The organism is Actinoplanes sp. NPDC051470 (assembly GCF_040682035.1).
Classification (GTDB): Bacteria; Actinomycetota; Actinomycetes; order Mycobacteriales; family Micromonosporaceae; genus Actinoplanes.
Window position 1 is genome coordinate 318,779 of the sequence record NZ_JBFBAA010000003.1, and the last position, 14,844, is coordinate 333,622.

The window sequence follows — 14,844 nt, forward strand, 5'->3', positions numbered from 1 at the left end:
CCCGGTGGCACGGCTCGCCACCGCGCTTTTCCTTTGAGGTGGAGCCCGCCGTGACAGAGCGTCGCCAACCATCGGGCCGAGGTGCCCGATGAACGGCTGGAGCTCCCACGTGGGCGCGGGCGGCTGGGACGACGAGCCGGCCTGGCTCTACGAGATCACCTGGGAATGGGAGCCGCTGCCGGGTCAGCGCTATCCCGGCGACCCCGGGCGCCGCCGCCGGGCCGTGCACACGCCGATCTACGAGGCCGGGTCGGAGGAGCCGGCGTACCCGGAACATCCTGGGTCCGCGGGTCCTCAGTGGAACGAATACGGATCCGGCGATCCGCTGCCTCGACGCGGCGGGCCGGTGCCGCCGCAGCGCCAGCCGTATGACGGTGGCCCCGGGGTTCGTCCCGCCGACCCCTATGGGTCCGGGCGACCGCAGCCCGCGGGGTATGGCACTGAACGGCCGCCCAACGGGTACGGCCAGGGCCGGCCGTCGTCTCCCGGGGCGCCGGGCGGGCACGGTCCGGGTACGGGCTACGGCCAGGCGCGGCCGTCGTCCGGGGCTCCCGCCGGCTACGGTCCGTCACCGGCGTCCGGTTACGGGCCGCCCCCGGGCCACGCTCCGGCGCCCGGCTACGGCCCGACGCCGTCCTCGCCACCGCCCTCCGGCTATGGCGCCGTGCCTTTCTCCGCCCCGCCCGGCGGCCACGGCCCTGCGCCCTCCTCAGCCCCGCCGGCCGGTCGGCCGGCCCCGCGGGCGGCCGACAACTCCCGCCCGGTGCCACAGGACGTGCGCCCGGCCTTCCGGGACGCGCCGCCTCCCGTGCAGGACATGCCGGCGCCGTTCCACGGTCAGTCGCGCGACACCCGCCCCGGCCCGAGGCGCCCCGACCAGCCCGCGCCGCCGACCCACCCCGAGCCGCCGCGGTCATACGACGGCCCGCGCCCCTACGTCTCCGGCCCCGCACGACCCGCTGCCGAAACCCGCCCACCCGGATGGACGGACCCTTCCGCCGACCCCGCCTCCACCCTGGCCGGCCCCGACCGCCGCCCCGCACCCACCCGCCCGTCCTGGGACGCGCCAAGATCCGCCTGGAAGCAGCAGGGCCCCGAACCCGCCTGGAACCCCCTGGAGTCCCCCGCCGGCGCCTGGAACCGAGCCGACACCACCCCCGAGACCACCTGGGCCGGCGCACCCCCCGAAGCACCACCAACCCGACCCGCGCCGCCCGCCAACCCCGTTCCCGGCCGCCAGGCTCCAGCCCGCAACCCCATGCCCGGCCGCCCGGAAGCACTGACCGACGCCGGCCCAGGACGTCCCGTCCCCGGCCGCGACACCGCCCCCGGCCGTCCGGAAGCACTGACCGACGCCGGCCCAGGACGGCCCAGCCAAGGCCGCAACACCGCACCCGGCCGCCCGGAGGCGCTGCACGACACCGGCTCAGGACGTTCCATCCCCGGCCGCGACCCCGCCGCCGGCCGCCCGGAAGCACTGCGCGACACCACCCACGGACGGCCCGAGGCACCACGCGACGCCGGCCTGGGACAGCCGACCACCCCCAGCCGCTCGGAAGCACCGCGCGGCGGGGGTTCCGGACGGCCGAACCCGGCGAGCGAGGCGATGCCTGGCCGGCAACGGTCTCAACCCGACTCGGGGTTCGGTCCGGCGCACGGAGCGCCGCCGGCGTGGGCGGGGATTGCCGACCCTTCCCTGTCCGGAACCGACCCCGCCGACACCTGGGCCGGCCCGCCCAGCCCGGCCGACATGTGGGCCGGACCACCCAGCCCGGCCGACACGTGGGCCGGCCCGCCCAACCCAGCCGATACCTGGGCCGGACCACCCAGCCCAGCCGACACCTGGGCCGGTCCACCCGACCCCGCCGACACGTGGGCCGGCCCGGGTTCGCGGCCGACCCCCACAGCGCATGGTCCTGGCGACCGCGCCCCCCGGGTCTCCCCGGCCGGCGAGCCGACCGGTTGGGAGCCGCCCGCACCCCGGCCACCGAGTGATGTCGACCGGCGGCCGTCCAGCCTGGACTCACGGCACAACGCACCCGTGCCGCGGACGGCGTGGGACTCGTCATCCGCCGACCCGGCCAGCACCCTCGCCGGCCCGGCCCGCCCAGCCTCTCCCGGTGCTACCCGCCCGGCCTCGCCCAGCACCACCCGACCAACCTCGCCTGACACCAGCCACCCGACCTCGCCCAGCACCGCCCGCCCAAGCTCGCCCGGCGCCACCGGCGCAACGTCTCCTGCGACACCGGGACGCAGCGCACCGCCAAACCCGCCGGTTCCCACCCCGCCGGGGTGGGAACCGGCGGGCACGTATTCCGGACCGCCCTCCGCGCGGGACAGGACCGCCGACCCGGCGAGCACTTTCACCAGCCCACCCGCCACATGGAGCGAGACCTCCGACCCAGCCGGCACTTTCGCGGGCCCGCCCGCCCCCTGGGGAGCACCCGCGGACCCCGCCAGCACCTTCGCGGGACCACCCACCGCGCGGGACGACACCGCCGGCACCTTCACGGGCCCACCCGCCACATGGGACAGGACCGCCGACACCGCCAGCGCCTACGCCGGCCCGGCACCGCGATCTGGTTGGAACGCGCCGAACGCAGACCCGTCCGACACGCTGGCGGGCGCGGTTTCCGGCGAGGTGATCGACCCGGCGACAGGCCTGCCGGTCATCGAGGGCGAGGTCGTATCCGACGACTTCGACACCCACTCCGAACCCACCTGGACTCCCCCAGCGGCCCGAGTCCCACTCTCCGAGCCGTTGGCTTTCCAGCCTCCGACTCCGCCCAGGCCAACTTCTCCGGCCGCGCCGTCGCCCGCATCAGCCCCTCCGACCGCGTGGCCCGGCGCTCCCACCCAACCGAGTTCGACCGCACCCGCCTCCGGACCAGGCAACCAAGCCGACCCCACCTCAGGTGCACCCACGGCATGGCCCGGAAGCCCCTTTCAACCCACCTCAGGCGGATCTACGGCGTGGCCCGGAAGCCCCGCCCAACCCACCTCGGGCGCACCCGCCACCTGGGCTGGTCCTGCTCAACGCACCTCCGGCGCGTCCGCCGCGTGGCCCGGCAGTTCCGCCCGACCCGCCTCGGACGCGTCCGCCGCGCCGCCCAGCGGTCCCGCGCAACCCACTTCGGGCGCGCTCAGGACCAGCGGCGCCGGGTCGGCCGCGCCCGGGTCCACACCGAACCCGGTCGTCCCAGCGCCGAGGAAGCCCGTGTCCGGGGTGCCCGCCTCAGGGACGCCCGCCTCAGGGACGCCCGTATCCGGGGTGCCCGCCTCAGGGACGCCCGCCTCAGGGGTGCCCGTCTCGGGGATGCCGGCTTCCGGAGCACCTGTCTCGGGGGGCTCGGCCTCTGGGGAGGCTGCGGGAGACGAGGATGGCGAGCAGCGTGGGCTCGGCTGGCTGCTGAAGATGAGCGGGCTGGGGGCCGAGACCACGGAGGCTCCGGCTGAGGCGGAGCCGGTTTCGCCTGCTCCTGTCGCGCCTGTTGAGGAAGAGCCGGCGGAGGACGAGGAGCGGCCTACTTGGTTCGAGCCGAATACGGACGCTCGGATGCAGCGTCCCGCGTCGCTGGCGGACAAGACCTTCCCGCCTGAACGGGACGACGTGGCAGCCACGGCGGCTGAAGAGAAGCCGGACTCCGCCGCGCAGGAGGGCGGAGACGACACGATCTCCGCGCACGACGGCGGGTCTCTCGATCAAGTGGGCTCGAGTGACACGGAGCCTGGCGAGGGAATTGACGGCGGCTCGGCGACTTGGCGGAACGACCTGAAGAGCGTCGAGCCACGGAATACCGACGGCACTGGATTCGCGCAAAGCACCGCGGCTGGGCGGGACACCACGCTCACGCAGGACGCCACAGCCGAGCAAAGTAGCCCAGCCACGCGGGATGCCATTGCTGAGCAGGGCACACCGGCCACGCGGGATGCGACGGCCGAGAGAGGTGCCACGGCTGAGCGAGACACGAGCGCTAGGCAAGACGCCGGCGCTGGGCAGGACCGTGCGGTCGGCCGGGAAGGTGCGGCGGGGCGGGAAGGTGCGGTCCAGCGTGACGATGCGGTCGAGTTCGGCGGGGCGGCCGGAGTAGGCAGCGCGGACGGCATTGTCTCTGCGGCGACAGTGGGTGGGGACGGCGCTGGTTCGGGACGTGGGGGTTCGGGCGCGGGAGTCTCGACCGGTGCCGGCGGAGATGCTGGGGAAGGTCGGCGGGGCGGGGCGGGACGGGTTGCGCCTGCTGACGATGCCGAGGGCTGGAAGAAGGCCGAGGGCTGGAAGAAGTCTGAAGCGGTTGGGCTGGGAGGCGCTGGTCGCGGGCAAGGGCTCGGCAAGCTTGCGGCGCTGGGTGGGGGCGGGTCGGGTAGCCGCGTCGCCAGCGATGAGGCCGCGCGGGGCGGTGGCTCTGGGCTGGACGATGCGGGGCGGTCGCCCGGCCGCGCTCGCGGTTCTGATGGCAGCGTTGGTTCCACAGGAGACTTGCTGGATTCGGGTGCTCCGGATGCGGGGGCGGCGGGGCGGAAGGCTGATCAGGGGAGTTCGGGTGCGGCCGACGAGGTCGCGGCTGACGTTGTGACGGATTCGGGGGGCTCGGCGGGCGCGGGGAGCGACGCCGGCGCATCCGCGGAGACGGAAGAAACGAGCTACGGCTCCGGAGTGGCACGCTCGAACAGCGACGCCGGAACGGTGACCGAGGCACGAGCGGCCAGCGAGTCACGCACAGCCGACGAGACCCGCAGGCCAGGAGATACGCGCGCGGTCGGTGCGCCTGTTGAGGCCGGCGCGACAGGCGACGCGGACGCATCCACGAAGACGAAGCCCGCCGGCGAGGGTGGAGCGTCGGCAGAGGCACGCACGGACACGGAGACGCGCGCCATCGGTGACTCCGGCGCGGCCGTGGAGACGAGCACGGGTGGTGAGCGGGCAGACGAATCCGCGGCCAGCCGCGACGCCACGGTGGCAGGGATGCGCGCAAGCACTGCCGGCGACGACGCAAGGCCGAGTGAGGAACGCACAGCCGCGCCGGCTGAGACCGGCGGGACCAGCCAGGGCGAGGATTCGGCGGAGGTAGCCGCGGTCGCCCAGGGCCGTGCTGCCGATGAAGGCGAGACTGGGACGGAAGGCGACGGCGGCGCGGACGGTCACAGCGGCGCCGACGGTCACGGCGGCGCGGATGGTGCGGCGGAGGACGGCGACGCCGGGGAAGAGAGTGGGGCGGGGGCGGCTGAGGGGGCGGTGGCTGATGCTTCGGAGCGGTTGGCGGCGGCTGTCATCGGGGCGGGTGCGGCCGGCGGGACCACTGACTCCGCCCGGAACGTGGGGCAATCAGCGGTTGACCCACGGAGCCGGCTGGTCGACCCCGAGCAGGTGTTGTCCGCGTACCCCTTCAGGTTCAAGCCCGGCACCCTGCGCGAGATGGCCGACCACCCGGACCAGCTCCGGGCCGTTCGTGATCGGCTCACCGACAAGCTCGAGTACGCCGAGCGCGACGCGATCCGGGCCCGGCTGCTGAGTCTGCGCGCCGTGGTGTCGCGGGTGCTCGGGGATCTCGACTTCGCGCTGGCCGACGGGCGGGCGGCGCTGGAGCACGCCGAGCGGACCGGTGAGTTGCGGCGGAAGGCGATCGTGCAGGCGCGGCTGGCCAACGTGCTGCGGTGGCGGGGCGACTTCACCGAGGCGGACCGGCTGTTCGAGGATGCCATCGACCCGGAGCTGCCGGATCGGCTGCGGGCCGAGATCTCGGACCTGGCGGGGCGGTCGGCGTTCGAGCAGGACCGGTACCTGGAGGCGATGAGCCGGTTCGACGAGGCTCTGCGGTGGCGCCGGGGTGACGATCCGGACCGGACCGCGCTGGCGCTCGACCTGGTGACCGACCAGATCCGGCAGCACGGGTGGGGGCCGTTCCAGCGGACGCCGGACGAGATTCTGGGCAAGGTGACGCCGGAGCCGTTGCGGGCCGGCGAGACCTGGGCCGAGGTGCAGGCGTACTCGGAGGGGCTGGCCTGGGCGCGGCGGCCGGATTCGTGGGCCTGGGAACTGGTCGACGCCGACGGGCGGACGGTTCTCGGGGGATATGTCCGGGTGCAGCCGTTCCATGAGGGGCTGGCCTGGGTGTCCCGGGAGGAGCGGGGCGGCTGGTTCGCCATCGACGCACAGAACCGGCTGGTCGTGCCGGGCGGATTCGAGGAGGCGCTGCGGTTCCGGAACGGGGTCGCGGCGGTGAAGGCCGGCCGGTGGGGTGCGGTCGACCGGTACGCGCGGCCGGTGGTGCAGCCTCGGTACCAGCGGTTCGCGACCGTGCTGACCGGCGGGCGCCAGGTGGACGGGTTCACCCGGGAAGGGCTGGCCATCGTCGACGCCGGCAACCGGCTGGGCGTGATCGACCGGCGCGGGCAGCTGGTGGTGGCGCCGGTGCATCCGGCGCTGGTGATCCACCCGGTGGCGTTCCTGATCGCCGACCGCGACGGGCGCTGGGGCGCGCTCGACCGGGAGGGCGAGCCGCTGATCGAAACCGTGCACCGCAGCGAGGCGGATGTGGTGGACGCGATCGACCTTCTGTTGGCGGACACCAAGCCGGTGCTCTAGAAATGCAGGCATGGAACATCGTCATCTCGGCCGCTCCGGCCTCCTGATCAGCGAGATCGCCTACGGCAACTGGATCACCCACGGCTCACAGGTCGAGGAGGAGGCCGCCGCCGCGTGCGTGCGGGCCGCCCTCGACCTCGGCATCACGACGTTCGACACGGCCGACACCTACGCCGGCACCCGCGCCGAGGAGGTGCTCGGCCGGGCGCTGAAGGGTGAGCGCCGCGAGGGCCTGGAGATCCTCACCAAGGTGTTCTGGCCGACCGGCCCGGGTCCCAACGACCGCGGCCTGTCCCGCAAGCACATCTACGAGTCCATCCACGGCTCGCTGCGCCGGCTGCAGACCGACTACGTCGACGTCTACCAGGCCCACCGGTACGACTACGCGACGCCGCTCGAGGAGACGATGCAGACGTTCGCCGACATCGTGCACTCGGGCAAGGCCCTGTACCTGGGGGTCTCCGAGTGGACGGCGTCGGAGATCCGGGCCGGCTGGGAGCTCGCCCAGGACCTGAAGATCCAGCTGGTGTCGAACCAGCCGCAGTACTCGATGCTGTGGCGGGTGATCGAGGCCGAGGTGGTGCCGACGTCGATCGAGCTGGGCATCGGCCAGCTGGTCTTCTCGCCGATCGCGCAGGGCGTGCTCACCGGCAAGTACGAGCCGGGCAAGCAGCCGCCGGCCGGGTCCCGGGCCACCGACGACAAGTCCGGCGCGACCATGATCTCGCGCCTGATGTCCGACGAGGTGCTGACCACCGTGCAGGGCCTCAAGCCGCTCGCCGAGCAGGCCGGCCTGACGATGGCTCAGCTGGCCGTGGCGTGGGTGTTGCAGAACCCCAACGTCTCGGCGGCGATCGTCGGCGCGACCCGGCCGGAACAGCTCGAGGACAACGTCAAGGCGTCCGGCGTGAAGCTCGACGACGACCTGCTCAAGGCGATCGACCAGGTGATCCAGCCGATCGCCGAGTTCGACCCGGCCAAGACGGTCAGCCCGCCGAAGCGTCCCTAGAACCAGTCCGACCAGAAGCGCATCAGATTGAAACCCTCGCCGGCCAGCGCCGGTGAGATCCCGATGGCTTCGGCGACCCAGTAGACGAAGGTGAAGAACCACACGTTGATCCGGGACTGCCAGAGCAGCACGAAGAGCAGCATGAAGCCGTACGGGGCGAAGAGGTTGTAGGCCCGCTGATAGGGCGGGCTCAGCCACGGCTGCAGGATGTTCCCGCCGTCCAGGCCCGGTACGGGGATCAGGTTGAGCACGCTGGCGGTGATCTGCAGCACCGCCAGCAGTGCCAGCGCTTCCCAGAAGGCCAGGTGCGGGTTCTCCCCGTACAGCACGTTGCCCTCCATGTCCGGGCCCAGCCCGGCCAGGAACGGCACCGCCAGCACCAGCGCGAACAGCACGTTGGTGAGCGGGCCGGCCGCGCTGATCAGGGACAGCTTGGTCTTGCTGCCGATGTGGTCGTGGTTCACCCAGACCGCGCCGCCGGGCAGGCCGATGCCGCCGAGGACCACGGCCACGATCGGCAGCACGATGGACAGCAGCGGGTGGGTGTACTTCAGCGGGTTGAGGCGCAGGTATCCACGCTCGGCCACCTCGTGATCGCCGGAGAAGAAGGCGACGATCGCGTGTGCGTACTCGTGCAGGCACAGCGACAGCAGCCAGCCGCAGATCACCATCAGGAAGACGTCGACCTTGACGTTTCCGAAGCCGGTCCAGGTCATCCAGCCGCTGACCACGGTCAGGGCGAGGATGCCGACGAAGACCGGGCTGGGTACGAACGCGTTCCGCGGCGTCTGCCGGGCCGCCTGAAAACCGGTCATTCGCTCGGCAGCAGGCTCATGTCGTAGTCGACCCGGTCGTCCTCGACCAGCACGACCTTGGTGACCCCGGCGGCGGCCAGCTCACGCCAGGCCTGGCCGATCCAGGACTCGGCGTCGGCCTGGCTGCTGAACGTCTCGGCCGGACCGGCCACCGGTCGCCCGTCGACGCCCTCGTACCGCCAACTCCACGGCATGCGCCGCCCCCTTTGTTCTATTCCTTGCACGGCGCCTCCACCCTACGGCGTCGCTCTGTGCGCCAGCGCTGGGCCAAGTCTCAAATTCGCCTCGCGAAGCACCGCCTCGCGATCGAATTTGAGACAAGGCCTAAGGTACGGGTCATGTCCGTTGATCGGTGGAACACCGCGCTGGTGCTCGGGGGCATCCGTTCCGGCAAGTCCGCATTCGCCGAGGAGCTGGTGGCCGACGCGGCGTCGGTGCACTACGTCGCGACCGCCGTGGGCGCTGAGGACGACCCGGAGTGGATGGGCCGCATCGAGGCCCATCAGCGGCGCCGCCCGCAGACCTGGTCCACCGAGGAGACCGGCGGCGACCCGGCCCGGCTGGCGGCGGTGCTCGCCGAGGCCAAGCCGGACGACACGCTGCTGATCGACGACCTGGGCGGCTGGGTGGCGACACTGCTCGACCCGGCCAATCAGCCGCAGAACGACGTGGCGATGGTGGCCGCGCTCGCCGACGCGCTGCGCGCGTGCGCGGGGCGGGTGGTGCTGGTGAGCCCCGAGGTGGGGCTGTCGCTGGTTCCGGCCACGCCGGTCGGTCGCGCTTTCGCTGACGCGCTGGGTACGACGAACCAGGCGCTCGCCTCGGTGGTCGACCGGGTGGCTCTGGTCGTGGCCGGTCAGCACACCTGGATCAAGGCGGCGGCCGTAAACCCGCGCCCGGCGCAGAAGGTCGTGGCGCCCGCTCCAGTGCCGGCCGAAACCCAGCCCGCGCTGCTCGTTTCGTCCGACTCGCCGGAAGAATCGGACGACGTCGTCTTCGAGCCGGGCATGGACCTCCCGATGCCCGACCAGGACACCGGTCCCGACGCGCACGACCGCCTGGCCACCCTCGACCTCACCGGCGCCGGGCTCGGCTCGCTCGGCGAGGCGATCGAGTTCGCCGCCGCCACCCAGTCGACCGTGACCCCGCAGCCCTGGTCCGCGGTCCGCGTCCTGCTGCTCACGGGCACGCACGCCGGCGGCGCGGGCGCGGGCTCCGACCCGGCCGACGCCGCGCGCCGGATCGCCGACGCCGAGGCGGGCGCCGGTCCGCTGATCCGGCTGGCCGGGCAGGTCGGCGCCGACGTGGCGGTGGTCCGCGCGGCCGATTCCGGGGCCATGGAGGACGGCCCGGTGCTGGACGCCGAGGCGGTCGAGGCGGCCCTGCGGCACGGCTGGCAGCTCGCCGGGGCGGCCCGCGCGGACGGCCGGGACGCCCTGGTCATCGCCGCGTACGGCACGGGCGCCGAGGCGGCCGCGACCGCGGTGCTGTCGGCCACCACGGGCGCCGAGCCGGTGGCCGTGCTGCCGCGGGTGCTGGCGCCGGGCGGAACCTACGACGACAACGCCTGGATGGTGCGCTGTGCCGCGGTGCGGGACGCGCTGCACCGGATCCGGCAGGAGTCCCGCGGCGCGCTGGACATCCTCGCCCAGGTCGGTGGCGCGGACGTGGCCGTGGCGACCGGCGCGCTGCTCGGTGCGGCGGCCCAGCGGCTGCCGGTGCTGCTGGACGGCCCGGTGGGCATCGCGGCCGGCCTGGTCGCCCGCGACCTGGGCAGTCAGGTGCGGCACTGGTGCCTGCTGCCCGACGCGGGCACGTCCGAGCTGGTCAAGCAGGGCGCCGACGTGCTCGGGCTGACGCCGGTGACCCAGCTCGGGCTCGACCTTGGCGAGGGGCTGAACGCGCTGACCGCGCTGCCGGTGCTGCGTACCGCGATCGGCCTGGCCTCCTCGTTGCCGGCCCACCCCGCGCTGGGCGAAGACGCTCCGGACGATTGAACGGCCTCCGCCTGGCACTGACCACGCTGACCGTGCTGCCGCTGCGGGCGGGCCGGGTCGATCGCCGGGCGGCGCGGACGGCGATGAGCGTGGCGCCGCTGGTCGGCCTGCTGCTGGGCGCGGTCCTGGCCGGCCTGTTGTGGCTGCTGGACAGCGCTCCCCCGCTGGTGGCCGGCGGCGTGACCGTGGCCGTGGCGGTGCTGCTGACCCGCGGCCTGCACCTGGACGGGCTGGCCGACACGGTGGACGCGCTCGGCTCCTACCGCCGTGGCGCCGACGCCCTGGACATCATGAAAAAGCCGGACATCGGGCCGTTCGGGGTGGCCGCGGTCGCGCTGACCCTGCTCGTTCAGGCCGCCGCCCTGACCCCGGTGGCCGCCGTGGTGGCCTGGACCGCCGGCCGCGCCGCCCTGCCGCTGGCCTGCCGCCGCGGCGTCCCACCGGCCCGTCCGGACGGCCTGGGTGCGATGGTCGCGGGCACGGTCCCGGCGCCGCTGGCCGTGGGCATCGCGATCGCCGTCGCCGGCGCGGCCTGGTGGGCGGTGCCGGGCCGGCCGTGGCAGGGCCCGGCCGCCGTCGCCGCCGCCCTGCTCGTCGTGGTCCTTCTTCTCAGGCATGCGGTACGCCGCTTCGGCGGCATCACCGGTGACGTCCTCGGCGCCTGCGTCGAGCTGGCCACCACGGTCACGCTGGTCGGGCTGGCCCTGTGAAGCTCCCTACCAGGGGACGACGGCGTAGTTCTTGAGCAGCACACCGTGCATCGGGGCGCCGGCCTCGCCGCTGACGATCGGGTGGTAGATGCGGGCGGCCGCGTCGACGACGTCCAGCGGCGGGCGCCAGCCGGTGGCCTCGCGGCGGGCCTTCCGCTCGGCCGGGTTCTCGTCGGTGATCCAGCCGGTGTCGACGCCGCACATGTAGACCAGGTCGCGGGCCAGGTCGGCCGCGCCGGCCCGGGTCAGCATGTTCAGGCCGGCCTTGCTGACCGAGGTGTGCGGGTGCCGGTACGGGCCGGGGTCGCCGGCGCCCAGCCAGCCCTCGCGGCCGGTCACGTTCACCACGTACCGCCGGGTGGTGCCGGGCGCGGTCAGCACCGGGCGGAGCCGGTCGACGAGCAGGAACGGCGCCACCACGTTGACCAGTTGCACCTCCAGCAGCTCGACCGGGTCGATCTCGCCGAGCCGGGCGCTCCAGGAGTTGTGGGCGCCGCCGACGGCCAGCGCGCCGGTGGCGTCGGTGACCGCCGCGAGCTCGGAGCCGGCCGTCTCCAGCGCGGCGCTCCACTCCGGCGGTGCGGCCCCCGGCCGGTAGCCGGCCACCGTCTCGACCGCCTTCCCGGCCAGCAGTTCCGCCGCGACCAGCGGCTGATAGGCCCAGTCCGGCCGCCGTACGGTCTGCGCCGCGTTGTTGACCAGGATGTCCAGGGTCCGGCCGCCGTCGGACAGCCGCTGGGCCAGATCCAGCACCTGGCGCGGGTCGCGCAGGTCGGCGCCGATGATCCGCGGCGACGAGGACCAGCCGGTGGCGTCCGGCTCCCGCTCGAACCGCCGGGTGGCGTCGGCCGGGAACCGGGTCACCACCGTCACCTCGGCGCCGTCGCGCAGCAGCTTCAGGGCCACCTGGTAGCCGATCTTGACCCGGCCGCCGGTCACCACGGCGCGGCGGCCGGTCAGGTCGGTGCGGGCGTCGCGATGCTCGCGGTGCGCGCCGGCGCAGGCCGGGCAGAGCGCGTGATAGAACGCGTCGACCTCCCGGAACCGCCCGCGGCAGATGTAGCAGCGGCGCTCGCGGCGGGTCCGGCCGGCGGCGTCGGTCCCCACGCCGTCGACGGGTACGACCGGCACGCCCTCAGCGCGGTCCGGCGCGCCCGTGGCCGCGGTCGAGACCACGGCCCGGTCGCCGGCCGCGGTCCGCCGCCGGCGGTCGGCCCGGCGCCGCTTCTGGGCGTCCTTGACCAATCCGTCGACCGCGCGCTGCACCCGGAGCCGGACCGGGTTGTCGGCCGGGAGCGCCCGGACCTCACCGAGCACCCGCAGCGCCGCCTCGACCTCGTCGCCGTTCATCGCCTTCTCCCGAGCTGAGCAGGGCCGTGGAAGGGTGGCCGGGCCGGACTCGAACCGGCGTCCTCCGCATGAGCAGTGCGGCGCGTCAACCTCTGCGCTACCGGCCACACGACGAGCGGGTGGGACCAGACCGGACTCGAACCGGAATCCTCCGCACTGCGACTGCGGCGCGACTACCTCTGCGCTACAGGTCCCACCCTGCGCGGGATCGTACCGAGACCGATCAGTTCGGGGCGATCACATTAACCGAGCTTGCCGGCGGTGAGGCGGAGGGTGTAACCGTCCGGCGAGGACTCCGCCGTGACGTGGTTGCACGACTGGTGGACGATCCACAGCCCGCGCCCGCCGGTGGCCCGGTCGGTCGCCGGCATCATCCCGGCGAACGGGTCGGCCGGGCCGGCGCCGGCGTCGCTGATGGCGACCACCATGCGGCCCTGGCCCGTCCAGACCCGCGTCCGGACCGGCTGGACGCCGTGCACCATCGCGTTGGTCACCGCCTCGCTCACGGCCACGACCAGGTCGTCCAGGTCGTTGTCGTCGAGCACGCCGGCGTTGGCGGCGCGGATCGCGGCCCGGGCCGCCGCCGGGGTGGGCGCGGCGAGGTCGACGATCGGCCGGCCCGCCTGGAGCCGGTCGGGCGTCACCGGGCGCGGCTCGCTCAGGTAGGTGACCGGGTCGAGGTAGGCCGGGCTCGGCGGGTGGGTGCCGTCCGGCCGGGCGGTCCGGGGGTGGGTGCGGGCGACCTCCACCAGCATGTGCTCGGGGGTGGTGCGCCGGTCGTAGGTGCAGATGCTCCACAACGGGAAGTCGTTGTACGCGTGGTTGATCGCCGACTCGTAGCGGGCCCACCAGTCCCAGCCGGCACCGGCCGCGGCCATCGGCACCTCGCCGACGATCCGGATCTGTCGCGCCCCCGCCCGCACCCGGTCGGCCAGCAGCCGCCGGTAGGAGTGGATGGCCGTGGCGGGCCGGGCGTAGACGGCACCGCCGGCCAGGAACTCGACGCCGGAGCCGGCGGGCAGGGCCGAGCGGATCAGGCCGGTCCTCCGCTCGTCCAGCGTCACCATGGACGGCTCACCGGCGGCGCGGCCCTCCATCAGGAACGGCACGGTCACGGCCACCAGTTCCTCGTCCGAGGCGTAGCACAGGGACTCGTGGAAGTAGCCCTCGTGGCCGGTCGCGGCGCCGGTTCTCATCGGGCCGCCTCGCTGCTCACCCGGCCAGCATAGAACGCGGCCCGCCGCCGCTATCGCACCGAAGGGTCGACGAACGGCGGCTTGACCAGCGTGGCCTCGGCGCGGCGGCCGCGAATGTCGACCTCGACCAGGTCGCCCTCGGCCAGCCCGGCGGACGTGTCGATCAGGGCCAGCGCGATGCCCACCTTCTTCGTCGGCGAGAACGTGCCGCTGGTGGTCTCGCCGACCGCGCCGTCACCGGCGTACACGGTCATGTGGCCCCGCGGGATGCCCCGGCCGGTCAGCTGAAGTCCGCGCAGGACCCGCCGCGGACCCTCGGTCTTCTCCCGGATCAGCGCCTCGCGGCCCCAGAACTCGGGCTTCTTCCAGCCGACGGCCCAGCCGGCCCGGGCCTGCACCGGGCTGATGTCCAGGGTCAGCTCCTGGCCGTGCAGCGGATAGCCCATCTCCGTACGCAAGGTGTCGCGCGCGCCCAGACCGGACGGCCGGACCCCCGCCTCGACCAGCCGGTCCCACAGCCCGCCGGCGTCGTCCCACGGCACCACCAGCTCGTAGCCCAGCTCGCCGGTGTAGCCAGTGCGGCACACCACGATCTCGTTCTCGGCGCTGAACGACATGTACTCGTGGCCGGTGGGCAATCCGAGCGCGCGCACCGCGGCCTCGGACGAGGGCCCCTGCACGGCCAGGATCGCGTAACCGGTGTGCTCGTCGGTGACCGTGACGCCCTCGGGGGCGGCCGCCGCGAGCCGGGCGACCACCTCGGCCGTGTTCGCCGCGTTCGGGATCAGGAAGACGTCGTCGTCGCCGAACAGGTAGGCGATCAGGTCGTCGACCACGCCGCCGGAGGAGTCGCAGCACATCGTGTACTGCGCCTGGCCGGGCTTGACGCGGCCCAGGTCGTTGGTCAGGCAGCGGTTGACGAACGCCGCGGCGCCCGGCCCGGCCACCCGCGCCTTGCCCAGGTGGGACACATCGAAGACCCCGGCCTGGGTACGGACGGCCGTGTGCTCCTTGATGACGCCGCCACCGGCGTACTCCAGCGGCATCTCCCAGCCACCGAATTCCGCGAGTTTCGCGCCGAGCTGGAGGTGTCGATCGTGTAGTGGTGAGCGCTGGAGCATGGAGTCAACTTACCCGTGATCAGAGTGCCCGTTATTGTCGCCTGGTACCCCCTTGCGCCCGGC

The 14,844-nt window shown here is 73.9% G+C and carries 10 protein-coding genes and 2 tRNA genes; 5 read left to right on the forward strand and 7 right to left on the reverse strand.

Going from position 1 to position 14,844, the window contains the following annotated elements; genetic code table 11:
- Positions 1–2,928: 2,928 nt before the first annotated feature.
- The 3 genes from AB0M54_RS08615 (at position 2,929) to AB0M54_RS08625 (ending at position 7,592) form a co-directional block, all read left to right on the forward strand.
- Positions 2,929–3,456 (forward strand): pentapeptide repeat-containing protein, encoded by a 528-nt coding sequence (locus AB0M54_RS08615; protein WP_364469920.1) that lies wholly within the window; start codon positions 2,929–2,931, stop codon positions 3,454–3,456.
- Between the two features lie 1,777 nt (positions 3,457–5,233).
- On the forward strand, positions 5,234–6,583 hold the full coding sequence (locus AB0M54_RS08620; RefSeq protein WP_364328216.1) for a WG repeat-containing protein: 1,350 nt from the start codon (positions 5,234–5,236) through the stop codon (positions 6,581–6,583).
- A gap of 10 nt (positions 6,584–6,593) precedes the next feature.
- Complete coding sequence (locus AB0M54_RS08625) at positions 6,594–7,592, forward strand: aldo/keto reductase family protein (RefSeq protein ID WP_364328213.1); 999 nt, start codon at positions 6,594–6,596, stop codon at positions 7,590–7,592.
- Here the strand turns inward: AB0M54_RS08625 and AB0M54_RS08630 are convergent.
- Complete coding sequence (locus tag AB0M54_RS08630) at positions 7,589–8,407, reverse strand: site-2 protease family protein (protein ID WP_364328211.1); 819 nt, start codon at positions 8,405–8,407, stop codon at positions 7,589–7,591. The genes AB0M54_RS08625 and AB0M54_RS08630 overlap by 4 nt on opposite strands.
- Complete coding sequence (locus AB0M54_RS08635; protein WP_364328208.1) at positions 8,404–8,601, reverse strand: hypothetical protein; 198 nt, start codon at positions 8,599–8,601, stop codon at positions 8,404–8,406. Before AB0M54_RS08635 ends, AB0M54_RS08630 begins: the two co-directional genes overlap by 4 nt.
- A 144-nt stretch (positions 8,602–8,745) precedes the next feature.
- On the opposite strand from AB0M54_RS08635, the gene AB0M54_RS08640 reads away from it, so the two are divergent.
- Positions 8,746–10,404 carry a bifunctional adenosylcobinamide kinase/adenosylcobinamide-phosphate guanylyltransferase gene (locus tag AB0M54_RS08640; protein WP_364469922.1) on the forward strand — a complete coding sequence of 553 codons (1,659 nt, stop codon included), beginning with the start codon at positions 8,746–8,748 and terminating at the stop codon, positions 10,402–10,404.
- Positions 10,401–11,114: an adenosylcobinamide-GDP ribazoletransferase gene (locus AB0M54_RS08645; RefSeq protein WP_364328202.1), complete on the forward strand. Its 714-nt coding sequence runs from the start codon at positions 10,401–10,403 to the stop codon at positions 11,112–11,114. Before AB0M54_RS08640 ends, AB0M54_RS08645 begins: the two co-directional genes overlap by 4 nt.
- 6 nt (positions 11,115–11,120) lie before the next feature.
- Here the strand turns inward: AB0M54_RS08645 and AB0M54_RS08650 are convergent, their stop codons facing one another.
- The 5 genes from AB0M54_RS08650 to gcvT all read right to left on the reverse strand — a co-directional run bounded on the left by AB0M54_RS08650 (position 11,121) and on the right by gcvT (position 14,781).
- Entirely contained in the window at positions 11,121–12,464 is a 1,344-nt protein-coding gene (locus AB0M54_RS08650) for an SDR family NAD(P)-dependent oxidoreductase (protein ID WP_364469924.1), read from the reverse strand.
- A 34-nt stretch (positions 12,465–12,498) separates the two neighbouring features.
- Positions 12,499–12,571, reverse strand: a tRNA-Ser gene (locus tag AB0M54_RS08655).
- A 13-nt stretch (positions 12,572–12,584) separates the two neighbouring features.
- Positions 12,585–12,659, reverse strand: a tRNA-Ala gene (locus tag AB0M54_RS08660).
- A gap of 47 nt (positions 12,660–12,706) precedes the next feature.
- A complete protein-coding gene (locus AB0M54_RS08665; protein WP_364469926.1) occupies positions 12,707–13,660 on the reverse strand; it encodes an anti-sigma factor RsbA family regulatory protein in 954 nt (317 codons plus the stop codon).
- A 50-nt stretch (positions 13,661–13,710) separates the two neighbouring features.
- Positions 13,711–14,781 carry a glycine cleavage system aminomethyltransferase GcvT gene (gene gcvT / locus AB0M54_RS08670; protein ID WP_364328193.1) on the reverse strand — a complete coding sequence of 357 codons (1,071 nt, stop codon included), beginning with the start codon at positions 14,779–14,781 and terminating at the stop codon, positions 13,711–13,713.
- Positions 14,782–14,844 lie beyond the last annotated feature (63 nt).

What these genes read in the sequence shown, in the direction of transcription:
- AB0M54_RS08615 (WP_364469920.1), top strand. Translation starts at nt 2,929, where the DNA reads ATGGCCCGGAAGCCCCTTTCAACCCACCTCAGGCGGATCTACGGCGTG.
- AB0M54_RS08625 (WP_364328213.1), top strand. Translation starts at nt 6,594, where the DNA reads ATGGAACATCGTCATCTCGGCCGCTCCGGCCTCCTGATCAGCGAGATC.
- AB0M54_RS08630 (WP_364328211.1), bottom strand. Translation starts at nt 8,407, where the DNA reads ATGACCGGTTTTCAGGCGGCCCGGCAGACGCCGCGGAACGCGTTCGTA.
- AB0M54_RS08635 (WP_364328208.1), bottom strand. Translation starts at nt 8,601, where the DNA reads ATGCCGTGGAGTTGGCGGTACGAGGGCGTCGACGGGCGACCGGTGGCC.
- AB0M54_RS08640 (WP_364469922.1), top strand. Translation starts at nt 8,746, where the DNA reads ATGTCCGTTGATCGGTGGAACACCGCGCTGGTGCTCGGGGGCATCCGT.
- AB0M54_RS08650 (WP_364469924.1), bottom strand. Translation starts at nt 12,464, where the DNA reads ATGAACGGCGACGAGGTCGAGGCGGCGCTGCGGGTGCTCGGTGAGGTC.
- AB0M54_RS08665 (WP_364469926.1), bottom strand. Translation starts at nt 13,660, where the DNA reads ATGAGAACCGGCGCCGCGACCGGCCACGAGGGCTACTTCCACGAGTCC.
- gcvT (WP_364328193.1), bottom strand. Translation starts at nt 14,781, where the DNA reads ATGCTCCAGCGCTCACCACTACACGATCGACACCTCCAGCTCGGCGCG.